This is a genomic window from Citrobacter sp. RHBSTW-00887, assembly GCF_013728095.1.
GTDB lineage: Bacteria > Pseudomonadota > Gammaproteobacteria > Enterobacterales > Enterobacteriaceae > Citrobacter > Citrobacter braakii.
The window spans coordinates 4,503,427-4,523,458 of record NZ_CP056267.1 but is presented as its reverse complement, the minus strand read 5'-3'; the positions used below and the strand labels follow the sequence as shown (position 1 = coordinate 4,523,458).

Genomic DNA, 20,032 nt, shown 5'->3' with positions numbered 1-20,032 from the left:
GTGTTATGCCTTTTCAGCGCAGTATAGCGCCGGCAGTCTTAGGAGTGGTCCTAATACGTTAATACTCTTTACCGGTTACCCGACTACGGTAGCTTTCCCAGTTAAAAATCACCCACAGGCTGTTGCCAAGGCGCATACGGTCCATTACCCGCTCGCCCAGCAGTTTGTTCATTTCATCCATATTGCTGTTGGTCAACATACCGGTCGGGCGTTTTGAAGACGAGCGGCGATCGACGATCTGGTTGATGATCACCTTTTCATAGCGGGATTCGGTCTGCACGCCGATTTCGTCGATCACCAGCAAATCGACATTGCTGAGATCGTTGAGTAGCTGTTCTTCGCTGGTTTCACGGTTGCTGAAGGTATCTTTCATGGCTGACATAATGTCCGCAACGGTGATAATCAGCACCGATTTGCCGCGCAGCAGCAGTTCGTTGCAGATAGCGGCGGCCAGATGGTTTTTGCCGGTGCCGGGCTTGCCAGAGAAAATAAAGCTGGCGATGTTGCCGTCAAACTCTTCAACGTACTGGCGAGCTTTGCTCAGGGCGTTCATCTGACCTTCGCATTCCACCCGATAGTTATCGAACGAACAGTTCTGATGCAGTGGACGAATACCGGAACGGTTGAATGTGCGCTGCATTTTCATAGCCCGGTTTTCACGGGCCAGCGCTGCGGCGCGAATTTCACCTTGCTCTTTTTGCCATGCCAGCAGCTCCTCGCCCGTTTTAAAGGCTGGCTCGACATTAGCCGGCATCATTTTTTGCAGACGTTTCATCAGGTCGCCAACGTTTTTCATCGTTATCCTCTAAAACCCGGTGGAATATGGTTGTCAGGCTCGCTGACACTGTTCACATCGCGCTTCGGCATTCCGCCATTGCTGGCCCGGCCAATCTGGATGCTGCGTGCCAGTTTTTGCTGCCACTGAATATGGTGAAAGACTTTGCCTTCGGCCTGCCAGTAGGCGACAAATGAGGCCAGTTCCTCGGCGGTGACCGGTTCTCTTAACGCCACGCCCCACAGGGCGGCCTGGCGCTGAAAGTCGGCATCGGGCTGCCAGTCAGCGTACATCGCAAATTTCCCCATTGGCACGACAACAGGAGCGGTTTGCGGCTCTTCATAAAATTGTGCATCCAGCGTCACATCGCTTCCCGGGCGTGACAGCTTCTCTTCAAGCGCCAACAACTCGGCCAGTCGTGCAGGCGTCACCGCGTAAAATGCTGGCGCGTTATTGGCGAATACGGCTACGGCGCCGCCCGCAGACCTGGCCAGCACCGTATGGTGATCGTGTAGTAAGGCGTCAATGCTAGTGACGTCCGGCGTCAAAATTTTGCTGGGCATAATGTTTCTCAATACTGAACAACAACCGAGAAGGGGACTGCTTTTATAGTAACACAGAGAAGAAGGAGAGCAGCAGATGAGGGGGCGATTCCCCTCTCTGCGAGGAGCTAAGAAAGCGTGCCGCTAAACGCGCGGGCGTTTGCGATACAGCCATAATCCCGGTACGGATAGCCCGATGGAGAGCGCTCCGACAATCGATGAGGCTTTCAGGAAATTGGTCAACAGCGTGATCATCAGCGCTTCGCTGTAACCAAAATGGCCGATTTTTACCGCCGAGATCATGGCGGTATAGGCAGAGATCCCAGGGAACATGGGGATAACTGCCGCAACGGTGAAGACTTTCGGATGCGCCAGATACCAGCGTGACCACTGGATCCCAATGCAGCCCACCAGTAGCGACGCCATAAAGGTTGACCATTCGATATTAAATCCTGCGCTCATCATCACCATTCGTGAACCGTGGCCGAGTGCGCCGAGTAACGCGCACCAGGGGAGCGCCCGATGTGGTACGTTAAATACCATGGCAAAACCAAGCGCAGGTATTGCCGACAGGATCATGTCCTGCATTAGCGCCAAAATGAAATCGATCACGCCCATCCGCGCAGCCCCCATAAGGTCATCGACATGACTACGCCAATGCAGGTCGCCAGCGTCAGCAGACTGGCAATAGCCCAGCGAGCGAGCCCAGTATTAATGTGTCCCTTAAACATATCCGCGACGGAGTTGATCAACGGAAAACCCGGAACCAACAGCAGCACGCTGGCGGCCATGGCGATGGTTGGAGTGTGGTTAAACGTCGGCAACGTTAGCAGCAGGCCAGAAATCGAGGTTGCCACAAACGCAGTAATGCAGAAGTTGATTTGCGGGTGCAAATGCCGGGACGCCAGAATCTGGCGAATATACATTGCCACCATACTGGCGAAAAAGGTGATCACCGCGCCATCCCATCCGCCATTATTGAGTTTACAAAAGCAGGCGCAGGACAAGCCGACCATAAAGGCGACCAACCATCTTGGATAGCGCAACGGCTTAATCTGGCTAAAGCGTTTCTCAACGCCTTTAACATCCAGCAGTTTGTGTTCCGCCAGAATAACGATGTGCTGCACCTCCGTCACGACGTGCATGTTAATTCCGCGATCCTGATTTTTTCGCGTTGAAGTCAGGCACTGCCCGTCTTTAATGGTGGTCAGGACGATGGCGTTAGAGGAGATAGCGCTTTCTACGCTATCCATGCCAAGCGCCAGCCCGAGGCGGGTGGATAGCTCGTCAACCAGCGCACTTTCTGCCCCATGCTGAAGTAAAAAAAGACCGCATTGAATACATAACCGTGTAACCGTTCGCTGTGACGACTGCTCTGTTTGCATGACTCGCTCTGACTGAAAAGGATCTCTTTGCGTGGCGGATGTCTTCTTTTTATCATGAAGCATGATCCTGTTGGCTCTGGCTAAGATCAATCTTTGCGTCGAAAAAAGATGCAGATCTTACGTCTGATGCGTTTGCACACCTCACTTGCTTATCAATAAAGACAGCGCTTATGAAAATGTAGTGTTATTTATCAGGATGGAAAATACGTAAGCAACGCTAACGATCTATTGTAGTTCTTTTAATTGTACAAAGAGTGTATTCATGAGTAATTATTGGCATGATGGTTCAATAGTTTGATGCTACTGGGATTGTAGCGGTATAACTTTGTTTATAAATAAAAGCCAAGGATAAACAATTCACCTCGTCTATTGTTTAGGGTTTCCTGTTAATTAATACTTTTAATTTATCAGGGGATTTTTAATAAGTGCGAATACGGACTGGTGAGTGTGGAGGAGATATGTTGCCAGGACGCTGCAAAAACGCAATTATTATTAGTAAATTACCGATCGTACAAACCGGACTTAAAGGTGTAATGCAGGGGCAGTTCGCTGATTATGAACTTACCTACTGCCGCTCCGTCGAAGAATTGACGTTGCTGCAGCTGCGTTGTGCCGATTTGGTGATTGCTGATTTATCCGGAGACTGTAATCATCCACGTTCAGTCTGCGAACAATATTATTCTTTATTATCTCAATACCGCGATATTCACTGGGTATTTCTCGTTTCTCGTGTTTTTTATCCGCTGGCCATTGAATTGCTGATGTGCCCTGTCAGTTCGCTGTTATCTGATGCCGAGACGATTGAAAGTTTGGTGAATGTTATTCACGCAGGAAATAGCCGTGCCGAGAGAATTAGCAAGTCTCTGCTCTCTCCGCCCCTGATGCCAGAATTAGCAGACCATAGCGCCCGCTCAATTGTACTTACCCTCTCGGAGAGGAAAGTGCTGAGACTCCTGGGAAAAGGTTGGGGAATTAATCAGATTGCGACATTGCTGAAGAAAAGCAATAAAACGATCAGCGCCCAAAAGAACAGCGCTATGCGTCGCTTGTCGATACATAGCAATGCAGAAATGTACGCCTGGATAAACAGTTCTCAAGGATCGCGAGAATTGAATTTACCTTCAGTTTATGGAGAAACCACGGAATGGAAAGCCGAAGCATCAAAAGAAACGTTGCGCTGGTAGAGAAGTGCGCGATGAGTAGCGTCGGTATTAAGAGCCTGTTTAATACCATGCCGGATAATCAATACGAACTTCATATCTTTTCGAGCCAGCCTGCATTTAGTCAGGTGATGTTAAAAACGTCGTTTTCGGCGGTTATTTTCTCCCTCTCTGCAATCAGAACCGATCGCAGGGCCGGGTTAGCTTATCTGACGGAACTGGCGGTAAATTTTCCGCGTATTCGCCGGGTGGTGATTGCTGATGATGACGCTGAAGCGCGGTTAATCGGCTCTTTGTCACCGTTGCCGTTAGATGGCGTTGTGAGCAAATCTTCTTCATTAACGGTACTGCAGGACGCGTTATTTACGGTATTGAACGGTCCCAACCGGGGAACCGAAGGTTCTAAAAACCATTGGTATATCAATCAAAGCCGTATGCTCAGTCCAACAGAACGAGAAATACTGCGCTTTATGTCGAATGGCTATTCAATGCCGCAGATCGCTGCTCAGTTAGAGCGGAATATTAAAACCATTCGGGCACATAAATTTAATGTGATGTCCAAGCTGGGCGTGAGCTCAGATGCCGGACTGCTGGATGCTGCAGATATCCTGCTGTACCTGCGTGCAGGTGAACCTGCACCTTTTCTACAGGCGGCTTCTTAGCGGGTAATGTTAGATCGTTTCGTGCCGGGTTTCGTTATCGGCGCGGAACGTGAATCATCCCTGACACACATCCACCCAGGTGGCGGAAGTCAGCTCAGCCATCCTTTCTGGCGTGATACGAACGGCGCTGTGGATGGCGCCTGCGGCGGGAAGCACTTCAGCGTAATGCTTCAACGAAACATCGCAGTACACCGAAATCGGCGTTTCCAGTCCGAAAGGGCAAACGCCGCCAACGGGATGGCCCGTCGCGTTCACTACTTCATCGCTACTCAACATACGGGCTTTGGCACCGAAAGTGCTCTTTAGCTTTTTGTTATCCAGTCGGGCATCACCTTTGGCGACGACCAGAATAATGTCGTTCTTGACCTTCAGCGAAAGCGTTTTCGCGATCTGGCCAGGTTCGACGTTATGGGCTTTCGCTGCCAGATCGACGGTAGCTGTGCTCTGATCAAATTCGATAATCTCAATATCTGGTGCATATTGCGCTAAAAATTGGCGTACAGATTGCAAACTCATTCTTCTCTCCAAATCGCCTACAGGCAGCTCCATCCAGCAGAAAACCGCATGGCGTAATTTGTCATAGGGGCAAGCTCGCTGTAAATATTTTAATGTAACAACATGGCAACATTGGCAGTTTTTCGATCGTCTTCACAATCAAAGAAACCGGTTACAGTAACCGGTTGCAGAATGCTCAAATGGCGATTAATACTGAAGTTGTCACTTCCTCTGTATTACATAATAAGAGCCATCTATGAAACTGAACTCAAAATGCAGTAGCGCTGGCGTTCCTCCCGGCACGGTTGCGAAAAGTAGTAATGGGCTTTACGTGGTGGTGTTGACACCAGCACGGTTGCAGGGTTTTGCACAACGGGAGAACGGCTATGTCTACTAATAATGCTGTGTTTAATGTGATTTTCCGCTTCGTTGAAAATTACGTCAGCCCTGTTGCCGGGCGCATCTCTTCACAACGTCATGTGATGGCTATCCGTGATGGGTTTATTTCGGCGATGCCCTTTATGATCGTAGGCTCGTTTCTGCTGGTTTTCGCCTATCCACCTTTTTCTCCGGATACCACCTGGGGGTTTGCACGTGCGTGGCTGGATATGGCGAAACAGTTTGAAGGCCAAATCCTCACACCGTTTGATATGACGATGGGGATCATGTCAGTCTACATATGTGCGGCTATCGCTTATAACCTGGGCAAGCACTATGTGAAGTCGCATCAGCTAGATCCCTTCATGTGCGCGATGCTATCGATCATGGCTTTTTTGCTGATTGCTGCACCGAAAACCAAAGGCACTATGCCGGTTGATAGCCTGGGCGGTACGGGGATTTTCACTGCCATCCTGGTGGCTATTTACTGCGTTGAAATGATGCGCTTCCTGAAGGCGCACAACATCGGCATTCGTTTACCCGATCAGGTGCCGCCGATGATCAAAAACTCCTTCGATCTGCTGATCCCTGTGCTGGTGGTGGTACTGACGCTGTACCCGCTGAGTCTGGTGATTCAGTCGCAGTTTGACATGCTGATCCCGCAGGCCATCATGGCCATCTTTAAACCACTGGTGTCTGCAGCGGATTCTCTGCCAGCGATACTGCTGGCGGTGCTGATCGGCCATCTGCTGTGGTTTGCGGGTATTCATGGCGCGGCAATTGTGTCGGGAATGCTGCAAATGTTCTGGCTCACCAATCTCGGGATGAACCAGTCGGCGCTGGCGCAGGGCGCGCCTTTACCGCATATCTTTATGGAAGCGTTCTGGACGTTCTTTATTGTGGTTGGAGGTTCCGGCGCGACGATGGGGCTGGTGATTTGCTATCTGCGTAGCCGTTCGGCCCATCTACGATCGATCGGGCGTTTGAGCATTGTCCCGAGCATTTTTAATATTAACGAACCGGTGATTTTCGGTACGCCGATTGTCATGAACCCAGTGTTCTTTATTCCCTTCCTGCTGGCCCCGATGGTGAACGCAGTGCTGGCCTGGGCGGCGATGAAGCTGGATTTAATTGGGCGGGTGATTTCAGTGGTTCCCTGGACGGCCCCGGCACCGGTTGGCGCGGCATGGGCGTTAGGCTGGGATTATCGTGCGGCCATTCTGGTTGTCCTGCTGGCACTGGTGTCTGCCGTCATCTACTTCCCATTCTTTAAGGTTTACGAAAAGCAGCTATTAGCGCAGGAAAAAGAAGAAGCACAGCGTATAGAAGAAGAAAATCAGCAGGTTGCATAACTGACGGGCGAGGGGCTACGGCTCCTCGCTTACTTCAGCGTGCAGTCACCGCATTGCTGGACATCGGGCAGGCGATAGCGCTGGCAGCAGGTTCTGCGCACTAACAGTCCCTCGCGCGGAACAACGGTACGCCACAGGGGATTATCCTGACCGCAGGAGAGTTGCTTCTCAAAAAAACAGGTCTGGCGCAGTGTGGTCAGCAGTTCTTCACCTAATAACGGCTTCATTTCCGTTAAATACCAGTGAATTAAATATCCGGTGTTGCTCCAGATAAGCTTCGCATTGATCTCGCCTGTCGCTTCCAGCGCCTGTACAACCGGCGTCAGCGCCGAGAGAATCAGCGTTTCCATGCGTTGCTGAGGAGACTGGGCCGTGACCTGGTGATCCTGATGCACGTCGATCCAGAAGCAGGCAGCACGGCCTGTTTCGTGGAATTCTACGTGCATGTGTTCAGGAGAGACATCGATGGCCTCTTTTTGCGTCAGCAGGGCCACCATGAGCGGAGGCATCATCAGGCCGATATACCACTGCGCCCAGAGAGAAATCAGCGGCTTATTTTCGCGTGGCAGCGTGGGCTGATTGCGATAAATATGGTCTGAATAGACAGCCAGCAATGAACTTAGCGTCGTTGATTGCGTCCATTCATGTAGCGTCATCGCACCTGGCACGGGCGTTTCGTCAAGACGAATGAAGTCCAGCAGGTGCTCACGGGTGTTGGCTATCGTTGCGCGTACGGCAGCAGCCAGCGAGGGCATCTTTGCAGGCAGAGGGCTACGCCAGATGACATCTTCAACGATCGGTGCGGAACGATAAGCCATGTCGATATAAGGATGTTAATCTTAATGATAATGATTGCTAATCCTATAATTGACGTTGAGCGATGGCAAGATCTTTGTCGCCATCCCGGGCCACACCACACAGATAGCTCAGGTAGAAGGGCAGTTTACCCGCAGGTCATCGCTGACCAGCGTACTGTTGCGCCCAAGGCTCTTGGCCTCATAAAGGGCTTTATCCGCTCGGGCAACAGCGGCATCAATATCCTGCTCGACCAGAGGCGCAATACCAATACTCACGGTTACGTTGGTTGCCACGCTCTCGTTAAACATGTGAGGAATTTTAAGGTCGTACACCTTCTGGCGAATACGTTCGGCGGCAGCCTGGGCCTGCTGGGGATCGACCGCGGTCAGCAAAACCATAAACTCTTCCCCACCAAAGCGCGCCACCACGTCCCGGGAGCGCACGGAGTCACGAATCGCGGCAGAGACGCGGATCAGCGCCTGATCTCCCATCATATGACCGTAGTGATCGTTATAGGCTTTGAAATGGTCGATATCCAGTAGCAAGACGTAGTGCTTCGCGTTGCTCAAGGCCAACAGCGTATCGAGTCGGTGTTGCAGCCCCCGACGATTGTACAAACCGGTTAGCGGGTCGAGCATGCTGAGCCCGTTCAGGGTTTCCCGTTCTTCCAGCAGTTTATACATCAGCTGCTGGGCGAAGCCATCGTAGCGCTTCTGTATCACATGCTGGATGGCGATCCCGGCCATGGGTAGCGCCATAAAATAGAAAATTCGCAAACCATGCTCGCTGCCATTCAGCCATAAACAGACGGCGACGGAAGGCAATGAGTGAAGCGTAAACGCGATGATATTATTGGCAAAAGCGATAGAACCAATAAACAGCACGCTGAGAAGCGCGATTAATAGAAAATAATAATCATTATGACCCAGAGCGTTATATTTCAGGAAAATATGTAATGCCCATAGCAAACCAAAAACGATTGAAATAAAAGGAAGATTAATTCTTTTATCCACATATTTCCTATGCCATGCCAACAACAATGTACTCATCACGAGAATCAGCAACGCCGGTACTGACAACGCTTTGACGGCAAACAGGGGAAAAAAAAGCGTAAACAGCGCGGAGACTGCGTTGAGCAGCAGAAATAATCGTAAAGAGAGTTGGTATTTTTTGGTGCGCAGAGCTCGCCAGGATTGTACTGTCATAGGTAAATATTGTTAGTTATCTGCAATGTACGAAGGTGTGTTGGTAAATAAAACAAATAACGAACGGGGTATCATTCGCAGAGGTTTTTATTGTTTTTAGTTGAAAAGCTAACCGGCGAGCAATTTATCACCTTAAATTATTCATGTCATCAATCGTTAAGTAAAACTCATATAATTGATAGTGCCTCCCAGCTGACAAATGAGAAAATTTATCATATGATATTGGTTATCATTATCAATGTCATAGGTGGTACCATGTTGCAACGTACGCTGGGCAGTGGATGGGGGGTTCTGCTGCCGGGAATACTGATTGCCGGGATGGCATTTAGCGACCTGTCGGTCTACGTATGGAAGGCGATGATTGTATTAGGATTACTGTTGACTTCACTCATGCTGTACCACAAGCGTTTGCGGCATTTTGTCCTGTTGCCTTCATGTGCGGCGCTGATCGGCGGCATTGTTCTGGTGATGATGAACGGGAATCAGGGATGAACAAAACAGGGAAGAAAATCGAGAGGGAAATAAGATAATTGGTGCGAGGGGGGGGACTCGAACCCCCACATCCTAAGGACACTAACACCTGAAGCTAGCGCGTCTACCAATTCCGCCACCTTCGCACAGTCATCTTATTTTTTGATATCGCCTCGTTGGTGCGAGGGGGGGGACTCGAACCCCCACATCCTAAGGACACTAACACCTGAAGCTAGCGCGTCTACCAATTCCGCCACCTTCGCCCAGTGCGAGCAATATCAACGTGGATTATGGTGCGAGGGGGGGGACTTGAACCCCCACGTCCGAAAGGACACTAACACCTGAAGCTAGCGCGTCTACCAATTCCGCCACCTTCGCATACCATCGACACTCAAAAAAGTATCGTTACCACGGAGGCGCATTCTAGTGGTTTTCAACTTTTCGTCAATAGTTAATTGCCCAGGACGCGCTTAATTGATGTAAAAATGGGCGCTAAACGCAGGCCGTGTAAACGAAGTGCCACCCCGCATTTAGCAAACCCTGCCGGATGGCCGTTCTACTTCTTCGCCTGACGCGTCATGATGGTGCGATAGACCTTGAAGCGACCGGTCTGCGCGATAACTTCGTGGAAGCCAAACACTTCATCCAGTACCTTCGGATAAGGCAGGAAGGCGTTCGCCACGATACGCAGTTCACCGCCGCTGTTGAGGTGGCGCACTGCACCGCGAATCAGCGTTTGCGCGGCATCGAGGCTGGTCTGCATCCCATCGTGGAACGGTGGGTTGGAGATGATCATATCAAAGCGACCCGTCACGTCAGAAAAGACGTTACTGGCGATTACGTCTCCTTCAATACCGTTGGCAGCAAGCGTTGCGCGGCTGGCTTCAACGGCGGCGGCACTAACATCGCACAGGGTTAAGCGCACTTTTGGCGAGTGGCTGGCTAAGGCGACGGAGAGTACACCTGCACCGCAGCCGACATCCAAAACTTTGCCTTTGGTGTGCGGCGTCAGCGTGGAGAGCAGTAGTTGGCTGCCAACATCCAGGCCGTCACGGCTGAATACGCCCGGCAGAGTTTTGATGGTCAGATTTTCGGTCTGGTATTCATCCCAGTATTTTTCTGCATCAAAGACCGGCTGTTTTTCCAGACGACCATGGTACAGGCCACAGCGACGCGCGCTGTCGACTTTGTTCAGCGGCGCGTATTCGGCCAGCATCTGCTCTGCGCTACGAACGCCGCTGCGGTTCTCACCAACAACAAAAATATCGGTGCCCACCGGTAACAGCGACAGAATGTTCATCAACTGGAACTGGGCTTCCGGCTTATTCTTCGGCCAGTAGTAGATCAGCGTATCGCTATCGGCAACGTCATCGGCCTGCGCGACGAGGCTAAAGCGAACGTTGTCGCCCATCTGGCGGTTAAGCACCTGCCAGTGGTGAAGCTGCTGAGTGTGCGCACGGCTGGCGGCGCATTCAAAATGGGCAGGCAGGTCATCCTGCAAATCACCGGCAAACAGAATACGGCTTTGTTCGAAATCATCACTGTGGCGCAGCAAGACTTCACTTGCCGGGGTAAAAGCAGACATGGAGTGCTCCTTAAATTGTACAGCGGGGGATTATAGTTGTTTGATGGCACGGATTCGACAAATTTGCTATATTTGCGCCCCTGATAGACAGGAGTGTTTCGCTATGACATCCCGACGAGACTGGCAGTTACAGCAACTGGGCATTACTCAGTGGTCATTGCGTCGTCCCGGCGCACTGCAGGGCGAGATCGCGATTTCAATTCCTGCGCACGTCCGTTTGGTGATGGTTGCTGCACAATTACCCGCACTAACCGAACCGTTGATGAGCGATATTTTACGCGCATTAACCGTCAGCCCGGATCAGGTTTTACAACTGACGCCTGACCGCGTCGCCATGCTGCCGCAGGGCACTCGCTGTAATAGCTGGCGGCTGGGAACCGAAGAGCCGCTGCTGCTGGAGGGCGCTCAGGTCGAGAGTCCTGCGTTTAATGAATTACGGGAAAACCCCGCGGCCCGCGCCGCGTTATGGCAACAAATCTGCGCATATGAACACGATTTCTTCCCTCGAACCGACTGATTTACCTGCAGCATTTCAGATTGAAAAACGCGCTCACGCTTTTCCGTGGAGTGAAAAAACATTTGCCAGCAACCAGGGCGATCGCTACCTCAATTTTCAGTTGAGGGTTGACGACGTAATGGCCGCCTTTGCGATTACACAGGTCGTGCTGGATGAAGCTACTCTGTTCAATATTGCCGTCGATCCTGACTTTCAGCGCCGGGGCCTGGGGCGTGAGCTACTGGAATACCTGATCGATGAGCTGGAAAAGCGTGGCATTTTGACACTGTGGCTTGAAGTACGCGCCTCAAATGCTGCCGCTATCGCGCTGTACGAAAGCCTGGGCTTTAACGAGGCGACGATCCGGCGCAATTACTATCCGACGGCCGATGGTCATGAAGACGCCATTATAATGGCATTGCCAATCAGTATGTAAGACAAGGTGTAATGATGAAGAAGTGGGACTGGATTTTCTTTGATGCCGACGAAACGCTGTTTACGTTTGACTCGTTTACCGGCTTACAGCGGATGTTTCTCGACTATAGCATTACCTTTACCGCTGAAGATTTTCAGGACTACCAGGCCGTAAATAAACCGCTGTGGGTGGATTATCAAAACGGTGCGATTACCTCATTACAACTCCAGCACGCTCGTTTTCAGAGCTGGGCTGAACGCCTGAAGGTTGAGCCAGGCCAGCTTAATGACGCCTTTATTAATGCGATGGCGGAGATTTGCTCGCCGTTGCCAGGGGCGGTTTCTCTGCTCAATGCGATTCGTGATAAAACAAAAATCGGTATTATTACTAACGGCTTTACGGCGTTGCAGCAAATCCGCCTTGAGCGGACGGGGCTGCGCGACTATTTTGACCTGCTGGTGATTTCTGAGCAGGTTGGCGTGGCAAAACCCGATCCCCGTATTTTTGACCATGCGCTGGAGCAGGCGGGCAATCCTGAGCGTTCTCGCGTACTGATGGTGGGCGACACCGCAGAGTCCGATATTCTTGGCGGCATTAACGCCGGGCTATCCACCTGCTGGCTAAATACGCACCACCGCGAGCAGCCAGCGGGCATTCAGCCGACCTGGACCGTAGCGTCATTAAGTGAACTGGAGCGGCTCCTGTGTAAACACTGATTGCCTCCCCCCCGTTGATGGGTAAAATAGCCGCAATTTTTCGTATTCAACTTGCACGGCCTGTTGCCGTGCTTACCTAAGAAGATTTGACTATGACGTTGTCTCCTTATTTGCAAGAGGTGGCCAAACGCCGCACTTTTGCCATTATTTCTCACCCGGATGCCGGTAAAACGACAATTACTGAAAAGGTACTGTTATTCGGACAGGCGATTCAGACCGCCGGTACGGTAAAAGGCCGTGGCTCCAGCCAGCATGCGAAATCTGACTGGATGGAAATGGAAAAACAGCGTGGTATCTCCATTACCACCTCTGTGATGCAGTTTCCATATCATGACTGCCTGGTAAACCTGCTGGACACCCCAGGGCACGAAGACTTCTCTGAAGATACATACCGTACTCTGACGGCGGTGGACTGCTGCCTGATGGTCATCGACGCCGCAAAAGGTGTTGAAGACCGGACCCGTAAGCTGATGGAAGTTACCCGTCTGCGTGATACCCCGATCCTGACCTTTATGAACAAACTCGACCGTGACATCCGCGATCCGATGGAGCTGCTGGATGAAGTCGAGAATGAACTGAAAATCGGCTGTGCGCCGATCACCTGGCCGATTGGCTGCGGTAAGTTGTTCAAAGGCGTCTATCACCTATATAAAGACGAAACTTACCTGTACCAGACGGGTAAAGGCCACACCATTCAGGAAGTGCGCATTGTTAAAGGTCTGAACAACCCGGAACTCGATGCCGCCGTGGGGGAAGACCTGGCGCAGCAGCTGCGCGACGAGCTGGAGCTGGTGCAGGGCGCGTCTAACGAGTTCGACCATGAGCTGTTCCTCGCGGGCGAAATCACCCCGGTATTCTTCGGTACCGCGCTCGGTAACTTCGGCGTTGATCATATGCTGGATGGCTTAGTGGAGTGGGCGCCTGCGCCGATGCCGCGTAAAACCGACACCCGCGTTGTTGAAGCCTCAGAAGAGAAGTTCACCGGCTTCGTGTTTAAAATTCAGGCCAACATGGACCCGAAACACCGTGACCGCGTGGCGTTTATGCGCGTGGTGTCCGGCAAGTACGAGAAAGGCATGAAAATGCGCCAGGTGCGCATTGGTAAAGACGTGGTTATCTCCGATGCGCTGACCTTTATGGCTGGTGACCGTTCTCACGTGGAAGAAGCGTATCCGGGCGATATTCTGGGTCTGCACAACCACGGCACTATCCAGATTGGCGATACCTTTACCCAAGGCGAAATGATGAAGTTCACTGGTATTCCGAACTTCGCGCCGGAGCTGTTCCGTCGTATTCGTCTGAAGGATCCGTTGAAGCAGAAACAGCTGCTGAAAGGGCTGGTTCAGCTGTCCGAAGAGGGCGCAGTGCAGGTTTTCCGTCCGATCGCTAATAACGATCTGATCGTGGGCGCTGTTGGTGTGCTGCAGTTCGACGTGGTGGTTTCACGCCTGAAGAGCGAATACAACGTTGAAGCGATTTATGAGTCGGTCAACGTAGCGACAGCACGCTGGGTAGAGTGTTCTGACGTGAAGAAATTCGAAGAATTCAAGCGTAAAAACGAAATTCAGCTGGCGCTGGATGGCGGCGATAACCTCACTTATATCGCGCCGACCATGGTTAACCTGAATCTCACCCAGGAACGTTACCCTGACGTTCAGTTCCGCAAAACGCGCGAACACTAATCGACCTTCAGGGCACGGTATCCGCCGTGCCCTACAACTTTTCCTGTCTTTTAAATCCCTTGCGGAATGTTCTTAAAACCTCTCGTTTTTCTTTTGTTTGCACGTTTTTTAGTCAATCTGGACTGCGATCACGAAATCCTGAACTATATTTAACAATGTGATGACATAAATGTCGGCGTTAAATGCTTTTTAGGCTGCCTGTTGCAGCTTCTATTGCTGATATTTATTCCACTTACAAGATTAGTTGCTGGCTCAAGCCGTTTACGGCAGAGCGCAGCTTTTAGCAAACATACAGGAATACATCGATGACAATGACAGGACTTAAGATTTCTAAAACGCTGCTGGCCGTGATGCTGACCTCCGCTGTTGCAACGGGTTCTGCTTATGCAGAAAACTCCACGACGGATAAAACGCAATCCGGCGTCGAAAGTGCGGGGCAGAAAGTCGATAGCTCCATGAACAAAGTCGGTAATTTCATGGATGACAGCACCATCACTGCGAAAGTAAAAGCCGCGCTGGTGGATCACGATAGCATTAAGAGCACCGACATTTCCGTTAAAACCGACCAGAAGGTGGTGACGCTAAGCGGGTTTGTTGAAAGCCAGGCACAGGCCGAAGAGGCAGTTAAAGTCGCCAAAGGCGTTGAGGGTGTGACCTCCGTTAGTGACAAACTGCACGTACGTGATAGCAAAGACACTTCTGTAAAAGGCTATGCGGGCGATACGGCAATCACCAGTGAGGTAAAAGCCAAGCTGCTGGCCGATGATATTGTCCCTTCCCGCAAAGTGAAAGTTGAAACCACCGATGGCGTGGTACAGCTTTCAGGAACCGTTGAATCACAGGCTCAAAGCGATCGCGCTGAGAGCATCGCCAAAGCGATTGATGGCGTGAAAAGCGTCAAAAACGATCTTAAAACTCACTAATTAAACTTAATTCGTCCTCCCGACGTTTGTCGGGAGGCGTGTTGTGCACCACACTGAAAATATCGCCGATGGGCAGCCTGAGTGCTCATATCAAGCGGTGACATTAACTATGGTAAAGGAGAAGCGCATGTTTCGATGGGGCATCATATTTCTGGTTATCGCGTTAATTGCCGCTGCACTGGGTTTTGGTGGACTGGCGGGTACCGCTGCTGGCGCAGCGAAAATTGTTTTTGTGGTGGGGATCATTCTGTTTCTGGTCAGCCTGTTTACAGGTCGTAAACGGCCCTAGCGACATCCTCTTTATTCTTCAAGTTAAAGGTGCGCTGGCTACGCGTGCTCGCCCGTATCACTTACCAGAGTAAGCAGATCGGGATTTACGCCCTTGCCGCCTTCTTGTGACTCGAATTATTTTGGGGATTAACCGTAAAGATAACTTGCTACTAAGCCAGTCCACCGGACTGGCTTTTACGGTTTTAGCATCAGGCAATTTGCGTTACTTTGTTGTTCTATTACAAAAACAACAGGAAGGCAGAGGTGGGGCAGAGAATACCCGTCACGCTCGGTAATATTGCGCCGTTATCGTTACGTCCGTTTCAACCAGGCAGTATGGCGCTGGTGTGTGAGGGCGGCGGACAAAGAGGCATCTTCACCTCTGGCGTACTGGATGAATTCATGCGCGCGCAGTTCAATCCTTTTGATCTCTTCTACGGGACATCCGCTGGCGCGCAAAACCTTTCAGCCTATCTTTGTAACCAGCCGGGTTACGGCCGTAAAGTCATCATGCGTTACACTACCCGACGTGAATTTTTTGACCCGGTGCGCTTTGTGCGCGGGGGAAATTTAATCGATCTCGATTGGCTGGTGGATTCGACTGCATCCCAGATGCCGCTGGCGATGGATAACGCCGAGCGCCTGTTTGCCGCAGGGAAATCGTTTTATATGTGCGCCTGTCGGGGCGATGACTACACGCCTGGCTATTTTTCGCCGAACCGGCAAAACTGGCTCGATCTTATTCGTGCCTCCAGCGCTATTCCCGGGTTCTACCGCGCAGGGGTTGCGCTGGATGGTGTGAATTATCTCGATGGGGGAGTCAGCGACGCCATCCCCGTGCAGGAAGCGGCGAAGCAGGGGGCAATAACGCTGGTGGTTATCCGCACCGTGCCTTCGCAAATGTATTACACCCCGCAGTGGTTCAAGCGTATGGAACGCTGGCTGGGCGAAAGCAGCCTGCAACCGCTGCTGAATCTGGTCCAGCACCATGAAGCCAGCTATCGCGCGATTCAGAGTTTTATTGAGAAACCGCCGGGCAAGCTGCGTATCTTTGAGATCTACCCGCCCAAACCGCTCCATAGCATGGCATTAGGAAGCCGTATTCCGGCGCTGCGGGAAGATTACAAGACCGGACGCCTGTGTGGTCGTTACTTCCTGGCAACCGTCGGCAAGCTGCTGGCGAAAAATGTGCCGCTGCCTCGTCAGACGCCGAAGATTGTGGTGCCGGGACCGGTCGTGGTTCCACCTGCGCCGGTGGCTAACGACGCTCACGCCCCCGTGGTGACCAATGCGCCTCAGGCTAACGACACGACGTTTAATAATGAGGATTTGGCGTGAGTTATCGTTTTATTGATACGCATTGTCACTTTGATTTTCCGCCGTTTACGGGCGATGAATCTGCCAGTATTCAGTGCGCGGCTGACGTCGGCGTGCAAAGCATTATCGTTCCGGCCACCCAGGCGGCAAATTTTTCCCGTGTACTGGCGTTAGCGGAAAATTACCCTCCATTGTTTGCCGCCCTGGGGCTGCATCCCATTGTTATTGAGCAACATAGCGATGACTGCCTGGAGCAGTTGCAGCAGGCGCTGGATAAGCGTCCGCAAAAGCTGGTGGCGGTAGGTGAGATTGGGCTGGATCTTTATCGGGACGATCCGCAATTCGATAAGCAAGAGCGGCTGCTGGAAGCGCAGCTTAAGCTGGCGAAGCGTTACGAACTGCCGGTGATCCTGCATTCGCGGCGCACTCATGACAAGCTGGCGATGCACCTGAAACGCCATGCTTTACCGCGAACCGGCGTGGTGCATGGATTTTCCGGGAGCGTGCAGCAGGCCGAACGTTTTGTGCAACTGGGCTACAAAATTGGCGTGGGCGGCACCATTACCTATCCGCGCGCTAGTAAAACCCGCGAGGTAATGGCGCAACTGCCGCTGGACTCACTGCTGCTGGAAACTGACGCGCCGGATATGCCGCTCAACGGCTTTCAGGGACAGCCGAATCGCCCGGAGCAGGTGATCAGAGTCTTTGATGTCCTCTGCGAGCTGCGCCCGGAACCTGCGGATGTTATCGCTGATGCGCTGTATCGCAATACGACGGCGTTATTTGATTTTTAATTGCCGGACGACGGATACGTCGCATCCGGCAATTACAGGTACAGCGCCGGGAAGATCAAATTATCCACTCCGCGCTCGCGCAATCCTTGCGCCAGTTGCTCCACATCCTCAGGCGTGGCGCTCGGCCAGTCCTTCGCTTCGCCGTACACCCCGTGCGCATGAAAGGCATTTAGCCGCACTGGTACATCACCTGAACGTTTGATAAACGCCGCCAGTGCATCGATATGCTGTAGATAATCCACGTGGCCAGGAATAACCAGCAGGCGCAGTTCCGCAAGTTTTCCCTGCCCGGACAAAAAGGTAATGCTTTGTTTAATCAGCGTGTTATCGCGGCCAGTCAACTGTCGATGACACGCGCTATCCCAGGCTTTTAAATCGAGCATTACGCCGTCGCATACCGGCAGTAGTTTTTGCCAGCCGGTTTCGCTCAGCATGCCGTTGCTGTCTACCATGCAGGTCAGGTGTTGCAGCAGCGGATCGGTTTTGATCGCGTTAAACAGCGCCACGATAAACGGCAACTGGGTGGTCGCTTCGCCGCCGCTGACCGTAATTCCTTCAATAAACAGCACCGCCTTGCGAATATGCTGCAGCACTTCATCAACGCTCAGGGTTTGCGCCATCGGCGTGGCCTGCTGTGGGCACATGAGCAGGCAGGTATCGCACTGCTGACATACGTCGGATTGCCATCTCACTTTCCCCGCACTCAGGCTCAGCGCTTCATGCGGGCAATGCAGGACACATTCCCCGCAGTCGTTGCAGCGCCCCATCGTCCACGGATTGTGGCAATTTTTACAGCGCAGGTTACATCCTTGCAGAAACAGAGCCAGGCGACTGCCCGGCCCGTCGACGCAGGAGAAAGGAATGATCTTACTTACTGAAGCGCATCTGCTGTTCATGGCTAATCACGCGAGGTTGTCGTTCCAGAATGCGCGTATTGCGCGCGGCTTCTTCGCCCAGCCAGGTGGTGTTGGTGCGTGAACCTTCGGCGCGATATTTTTCCAGATCCGACAGGCGTACCATATAGCCGGTGACGCGGACCAGATCGTTACCACTCACGTTGGCAGTAAACTCACGCATCCCAGCTTTAAAAGCCCCGAGGCACAATTGCACCAGCGCCTGAGGATTGCGCTTGATGGTTTCATCCAGCGTGAGAATGTCGCTGATCCCCGCGTGATAATACGCATGATGCGGCGCGACGGTTTGCAGGTGAGTGATCGGATCCGGCTCATCGCCGTAGGGCAGACGCGCGCCCGGCGTGGTGCCGATGTCAGAACTGATCCCTGACTGTGCGTGCAGCATTGCGCGCTGCTTCCAGCCAAATTTCACCGGGGTACTTTCTACAAACTCCGCCAGTTGGGCGCTGATGCGATAGCCGAGCTGATTGGCGACCTCGTCTTTTCCGTAGCGAGCATTCTGCCCCGCCTTATCGCACAGCAGATTCACCGCCTCCGCCAGGCCATACATGCCGAACATAGGGACAAAACGTTCGGGATCAATCAACCCTTCCTGCACCAGGAAGCTATTCTCAAAGAAATGTGATTTTTCATAGAGGAATTCACATCGTGAATCAATGATGGCGATTTGCTGCTGGCAATAGTGCGGTAGGGTGCGCGTAAAGAAGTCATCGACAGAGGTGCTGCGCTCTGCGATGGCTTTCAGATTGAGCCTGACCAGCGTGCTTCCACCCCCGGCGAGCGGCAACGAGTTGTAACAGCTGACGACGCCATACTGACCTTTTGTGAAAATTTTATCATTTTCGGGGCCGTTGGATATGTGCGGCTTACTGCACTCGCAGATATTTTGCGCCACGTTGAGCAGCAGGTCGTCAGGTGTAATTTGCGGATCATAAATGAACGTCAGATTAGGCGAAACCTGCTTTAACTCTGCGTCTGCGCGTAAAATTGCACGGGTGACAGGCGTATCTGCGGGGCCGATATTGGCATGCATAAATGCGTCTGGCAGGGTTCTGTCGAGATAACGCCAGAAACGTTTTATTCGAATATCGATCTCATATTGTGTTAGAATTCTAACATACGGTTGCAACAGAACGTCGAGCTGGCCGAGATAGACCGGTATCGAGGTGACTGACGGAACGTGGTGATACAGGATGGTGAGTAAGGATAACGCGTCATCAAGATCCCTGGCTCCTTCCAGTTCCAGCCATGAGGAACCGTTAGCCAGAAAACGCGCGTAGTCGGGTAAAACATAGCGCGGTTTGAACGGGGCATGACCTTCATACATATCGCAGATCACCCCGTCATCCAGCGCCTGGCGAGCCTCAGCAGGTAGTTGCGGGTAAGGCAGCGCGTTTTCAGCCTCCAGCGCCAGGAAGTGGCGTTTCTGCTCAGGGCTGAGCACCGGACTGGTCACGATTTGTTGGCAACGCTGTTGCAGCGCGAGTTCGCTTGAAGTGGGCATCGTTGATTCCTTTTAATCCCGAAGGTGTAACGCCATTGTAGAAAGCAACGCCGCCACAACCTTTGATCCGGATGCGCCTGATGCCACCGCATCCCTTCTTGAAAGGTGATTTATTTGAAGTAGATCTCATTAGAGTAATGCAAATCTGTATGTGGTTTTCATTAACTGTGATGTATATCGAAGTGTAATAGCG

Annotated in this window: 22 protein-coding genes and 3 tRNA genes; 12 read left to right on the top strand and 13 right to left on the bottom strand. The window is 51.9% G+C overall.

Going from position 1 to position 20,032, the window contains the following annotated elements; genetic code table 11:
* Positions 1 to 58: 58 nt before the first annotated feature.
* The 4 genes from dnaC to HV314_RS21585 all read right to left on the bottom strand — a co-directional run bounded on the left by dnaC (position 59) and on the right by HV314_RS21585 (position 2,702).
* Positions 59 to 796, bottom strand: coding sequence for a DNA replication protein DnaC (gene dnaC, locus HV314_RS21600; protein WP_016155623.1), 738 nt, complete (start codon positions 794 to 796; stop codon positions 59 to 61).
* Between the two features lie 2 nt (positions 797 to 798).
* The gene (dnaT, locus tag HV314_RS21595) at positions 799 to 1,338 is read right to left on the bottom strand and encodes a primosomal protein DnaT (protein ID WP_016151588.1); all 540 of its coding nucleotides are present in this window, start codon (positions 1,336 to 1,338) and stop codon (positions 799 to 801) included.
* Positions 1,339 to 1,461: 123 nt separating this feature from the next.
* Complete coding sequence (locus tag HV314_RS21590; protein ID WP_016151589.1) at positions 1,462 to 1,935, bottom strand: threonine/serine exporter; 474 nt, start codon at positions 1,933 to 1,935, stop codon at positions 1,462 to 1,464.
* A complete protein-coding gene (locus tag HV314_RS21585; protein ID WP_016155624.1) occupies positions 1,926 to 2,702 on the bottom strand; it encodes a threonine/serine ThrE exporter family protein in 777 nt (258 codons plus the stop codon). The genes HV314_RS21590 and HV314_RS21585 overlap by 10 nt, the downstream gene beginning before the upstream one ends.
* Positions 2,703 to 3,160: 458 nt before the next feature.
* On the opposite strand from HV314_RS21585, the gene HV314_RS21580 reads away from it, so the two are divergent.
* Together HV314_RS21580 and bglJ are read left to right on the top strand one after the other, a co-directional pair.
* Entirely contained in the window at positions 3,161 to 3,886 is a 726-nt protein-coding gene (locus HV314_RS21580) for a helix-turn-helix transcriptional regulator (RefSeq protein WP_047358383.1), read from the top strand.
* A complete protein-coding gene (bglJ, locus tag HV314_RS21575; protein WP_029139757.1) occupies positions 3,847 to 4,524 on the top strand; it encodes a DNA-binding transcriptional activator BglJ in 678 nt (225 codons plus the stop codon). The genes HV314_RS21580 and bglJ overlap by 40 nt, the downstream gene beginning before the upstream one ends.
* Positions 4,525 to 4,578: 54 nt before the next feature.
* Here bglJ and HV314_RS21570 read toward each other — a convergent pair whose 3' ends face one another.
* Entirely contained in the window at positions 4,579 to 5,040 is a 462-nt protein-coding gene (locus HV314_RS21570) for a YbaK/EbsC family protein (protein WP_181546672.1), read from the bottom strand.
* A 365-nt stretch (positions 5,041 to 5,405) separates the two neighbouring features.
* Between HV314_RS21570 and HV314_RS21565 the strand changes: the two genes are divergently transcribed.
* The gene (locus HV314_RS21565; RefSeq protein WP_080859402.1) at positions 5,406 to 6,749 is read left to right on the top strand and encodes a PTS sugar transporter subunit IIC; all 1,344 of its coding nucleotides are present in this window, start codon (positions 5,406 to 5,408) and stop codon (positions 6,747 to 6,749) included.
* Between the two features lie 29 nt (positions 6,750 to 6,778).
* Here the strand turns inward: HV314_RS21565 and fhuF are convergent, their stop codons facing one another.
* A complete protein-coding gene (gene fhuF / locus HV314_RS21560) occupies positions 6,779 to 7,567 on the bottom strand; it encodes a siderophore-iron reductase FhuF (RefSeq protein ID WP_047414505.1) in 789 nt (262 codons plus the stop codon).
* Between the two features lie 108 nt (positions 7,568 to 7,675).
* On the bottom strand, positions 7,676 to 8,752 hold the full coding sequence (locus HV314_RS21555; protein WP_181546670.1) for a GGDEF domain-containing protein: 1,077 nt from the start codon (positions 8,750 to 8,752) through the stop codon (positions 7,676 to 7,678).
* Positions 8,753 to 8,968: 216 nt separating this feature from the next.
* Here HV314_RS21555 and HV314_RS21550 point away from each other — a divergent pair, with 216 nt between their 5' ends.
* Entirely contained in the window at positions 8,969 to 9,244 is a 276-nt protein-coding gene (locus HV314_RS21550; protein ID WP_019078313.1) for a DUF1435 domain-containing protein, read from the top strand.
* A 39-nt stretch (positions 9,245 to 9,283) separates the two neighbouring features.
* On the opposite strand, the gene HV314_RS21545 is transcribed toward HV314_RS21550, so the two are convergent.
* From HV314_RS21545 to rsmC, 4 genes are all read right to left on the bottom strand, one after another.
* Positions 9,284 to 9,369, bottom strand: a tRNA-Leu gene (locus HV314_RS21545).
* 31 nt (positions 9,370 to 9,400) lie between these two features.
* A tRNA-Leu gene (locus HV314_RS21540) sits at positions 9,401 to 9,486 on the bottom strand.
* A gap of 28 nt (positions 9,487 to 9,514) precedes the next feature.
* Positions 9,515 to 9,601: transfer RNA gene (locus tag HV314_RS21535), tRNA-Leu, on the bottom strand.
* A gap of 178 nt (positions 9,602 to 9,779) precedes the next feature.
* Positions 9,780 to 10,808 carry a 16S rRNA (guanine(1207)-N(2))-methyltransferase RsmC gene (rsmC, locus tag HV314_RS21530; protein ID WP_016151599.1) on the bottom strand — a complete coding sequence of 343 codons (1,029 nt, stop codon included), beginning with the start codon at positions 10,806 to 10,808 and terminating at the stop codon, positions 9,780 to 9,782.
* A gap of 103 nt (positions 10,809 to 10,911) precedes the next feature.
* On the opposite strand from rsmC, the gene holD reads away from it, so the two are divergent.
* The 8 genes from holD (at position 10,912) to HV314_RS21490 (ending at position 17,421) form a co-directional block, all read left to right on the top strand.
* Positions 10,912 to 11,325 carry a DNA polymerase III subunit psi gene (gene holD, locus HV314_RS21525; protein ID WP_181546668.1) on the top strand — a complete coding sequence of 138 codons (414 nt, stop codon included), beginning with the start codon at positions 10,912 to 10,914 and terminating at the stop codon, positions 11,323 to 11,325.
* A complete protein-coding gene (gene rimI / locus HV314_RS21520) occupies positions 11,294 to 11,740 on the top strand; it encodes a ribosomal protein S18-alanine N-acetyltransferase (protein ID WP_005123887.1) in 447 nt (148 codons plus the stop codon). The genes holD and rimI overlap by 32 nt, the downstream gene beginning before the upstream one ends.
* A 14-nt stretch (positions 11,741 to 11,754) precedes the next feature.
* On the top strand, positions 11,755 to 12,435 hold the full coding sequence (yjjG, locus tag HV314_RS21515; protein WP_016151600.1) for a pyrimidine 5'-nucleotidase: 681 nt from the start codon (positions 11,755 to 11,757) through the stop codon (positions 12,433 to 12,435).
* A 92-nt stretch (positions 12,436 to 12,527) separates the two neighbouring features.
* Entirely contained in the window at positions 12,528 to 14,117 is a 1,590-nt protein-coding gene (gene prfC, locus HV314_RS21510) for a peptide chain release factor 3 (RefSeq protein ID WP_016151601.1), read from the top strand.
* A 305-nt stretch (positions 14,118 to 14,422) separates the two neighbouring features.
* Complete coding sequence (osmY, locus tag HV314_RS21505; protein WP_016151602.1) at positions 14,423 to 15,040, top strand: molecular chaperone OsmY; 618 nt, start codon at positions 14,423 to 14,425, stop codon at positions 15,038 to 15,040.
* Between the two features lie 127 nt (positions 15,041 to 15,167).
* Positions 15,168 to 15,329 carry a DUF1328 domain-containing protein gene (locus HV314_RS21500; protein WP_003019081.1) on the top strand — a complete coding sequence of 54 codons (162 nt, stop codon included), beginning with the start codon at positions 15,168 to 15,170 and terminating at the stop codon, positions 15,327 to 15,329.
* Between the two features lie 245 nt (positions 15,330 to 15,574).
* Positions 15,575 to 16,648, top strand: a complete 1,074-nt coding sequence (locus tag HV314_RS21495; RefSeq protein WP_181546666.1) for a patatin-like phospholipase family protein — start codon at positions 15,575 to 15,577, stop codon at positions 16,646 to 16,648.
* Positions 16,645 to 17,421, top strand: coding sequence for a metal-dependent hydrolase (locus HV314_RS21490; protein ID WP_181546664.1), 777 nt, complete (start codon positions 16,645 to 16,647; stop codon positions 17,419 to 17,421). The genes HV314_RS21495 and HV314_RS21490 overlap by 4 nt, the downstream gene beginning before the upstream one ends.
* 32 nt (positions 17,422 to 17,453) lie before the next feature.
* Here HV314_RS21490 and HV314_RS21485 read toward each other — a convergent pair whose 3' ends face one another.
* Together HV314_RS21485 and HV314_RS21480 are read right to left on the bottom strand one after the other, a co-directional pair.
* Positions 17,454 to 18,317, bottom strand: coding sequence for a YjjW family glycine radical enzyme activase (locus HV314_RS21485; protein ID WP_181546662.1), 864 nt, complete (start codon positions 18,315 to 18,317; stop codon positions 17,454 to 17,456).
* Complete coding sequence (locus HV314_RS21480; RefSeq protein WP_181546660.1) at positions 18,289 to 19,839, bottom strand: YjjI family glycine radical enzyme; 1,551 nt, start codon at positions 19,837 to 19,839, stop codon at positions 18,289 to 18,291. Before HV314_RS21480 ends, HV314_RS21485 begins: the two co-directional genes overlap by 29 nt.
* Positions 19,840 to 20,032 lie beyond the last annotated feature (193 nt).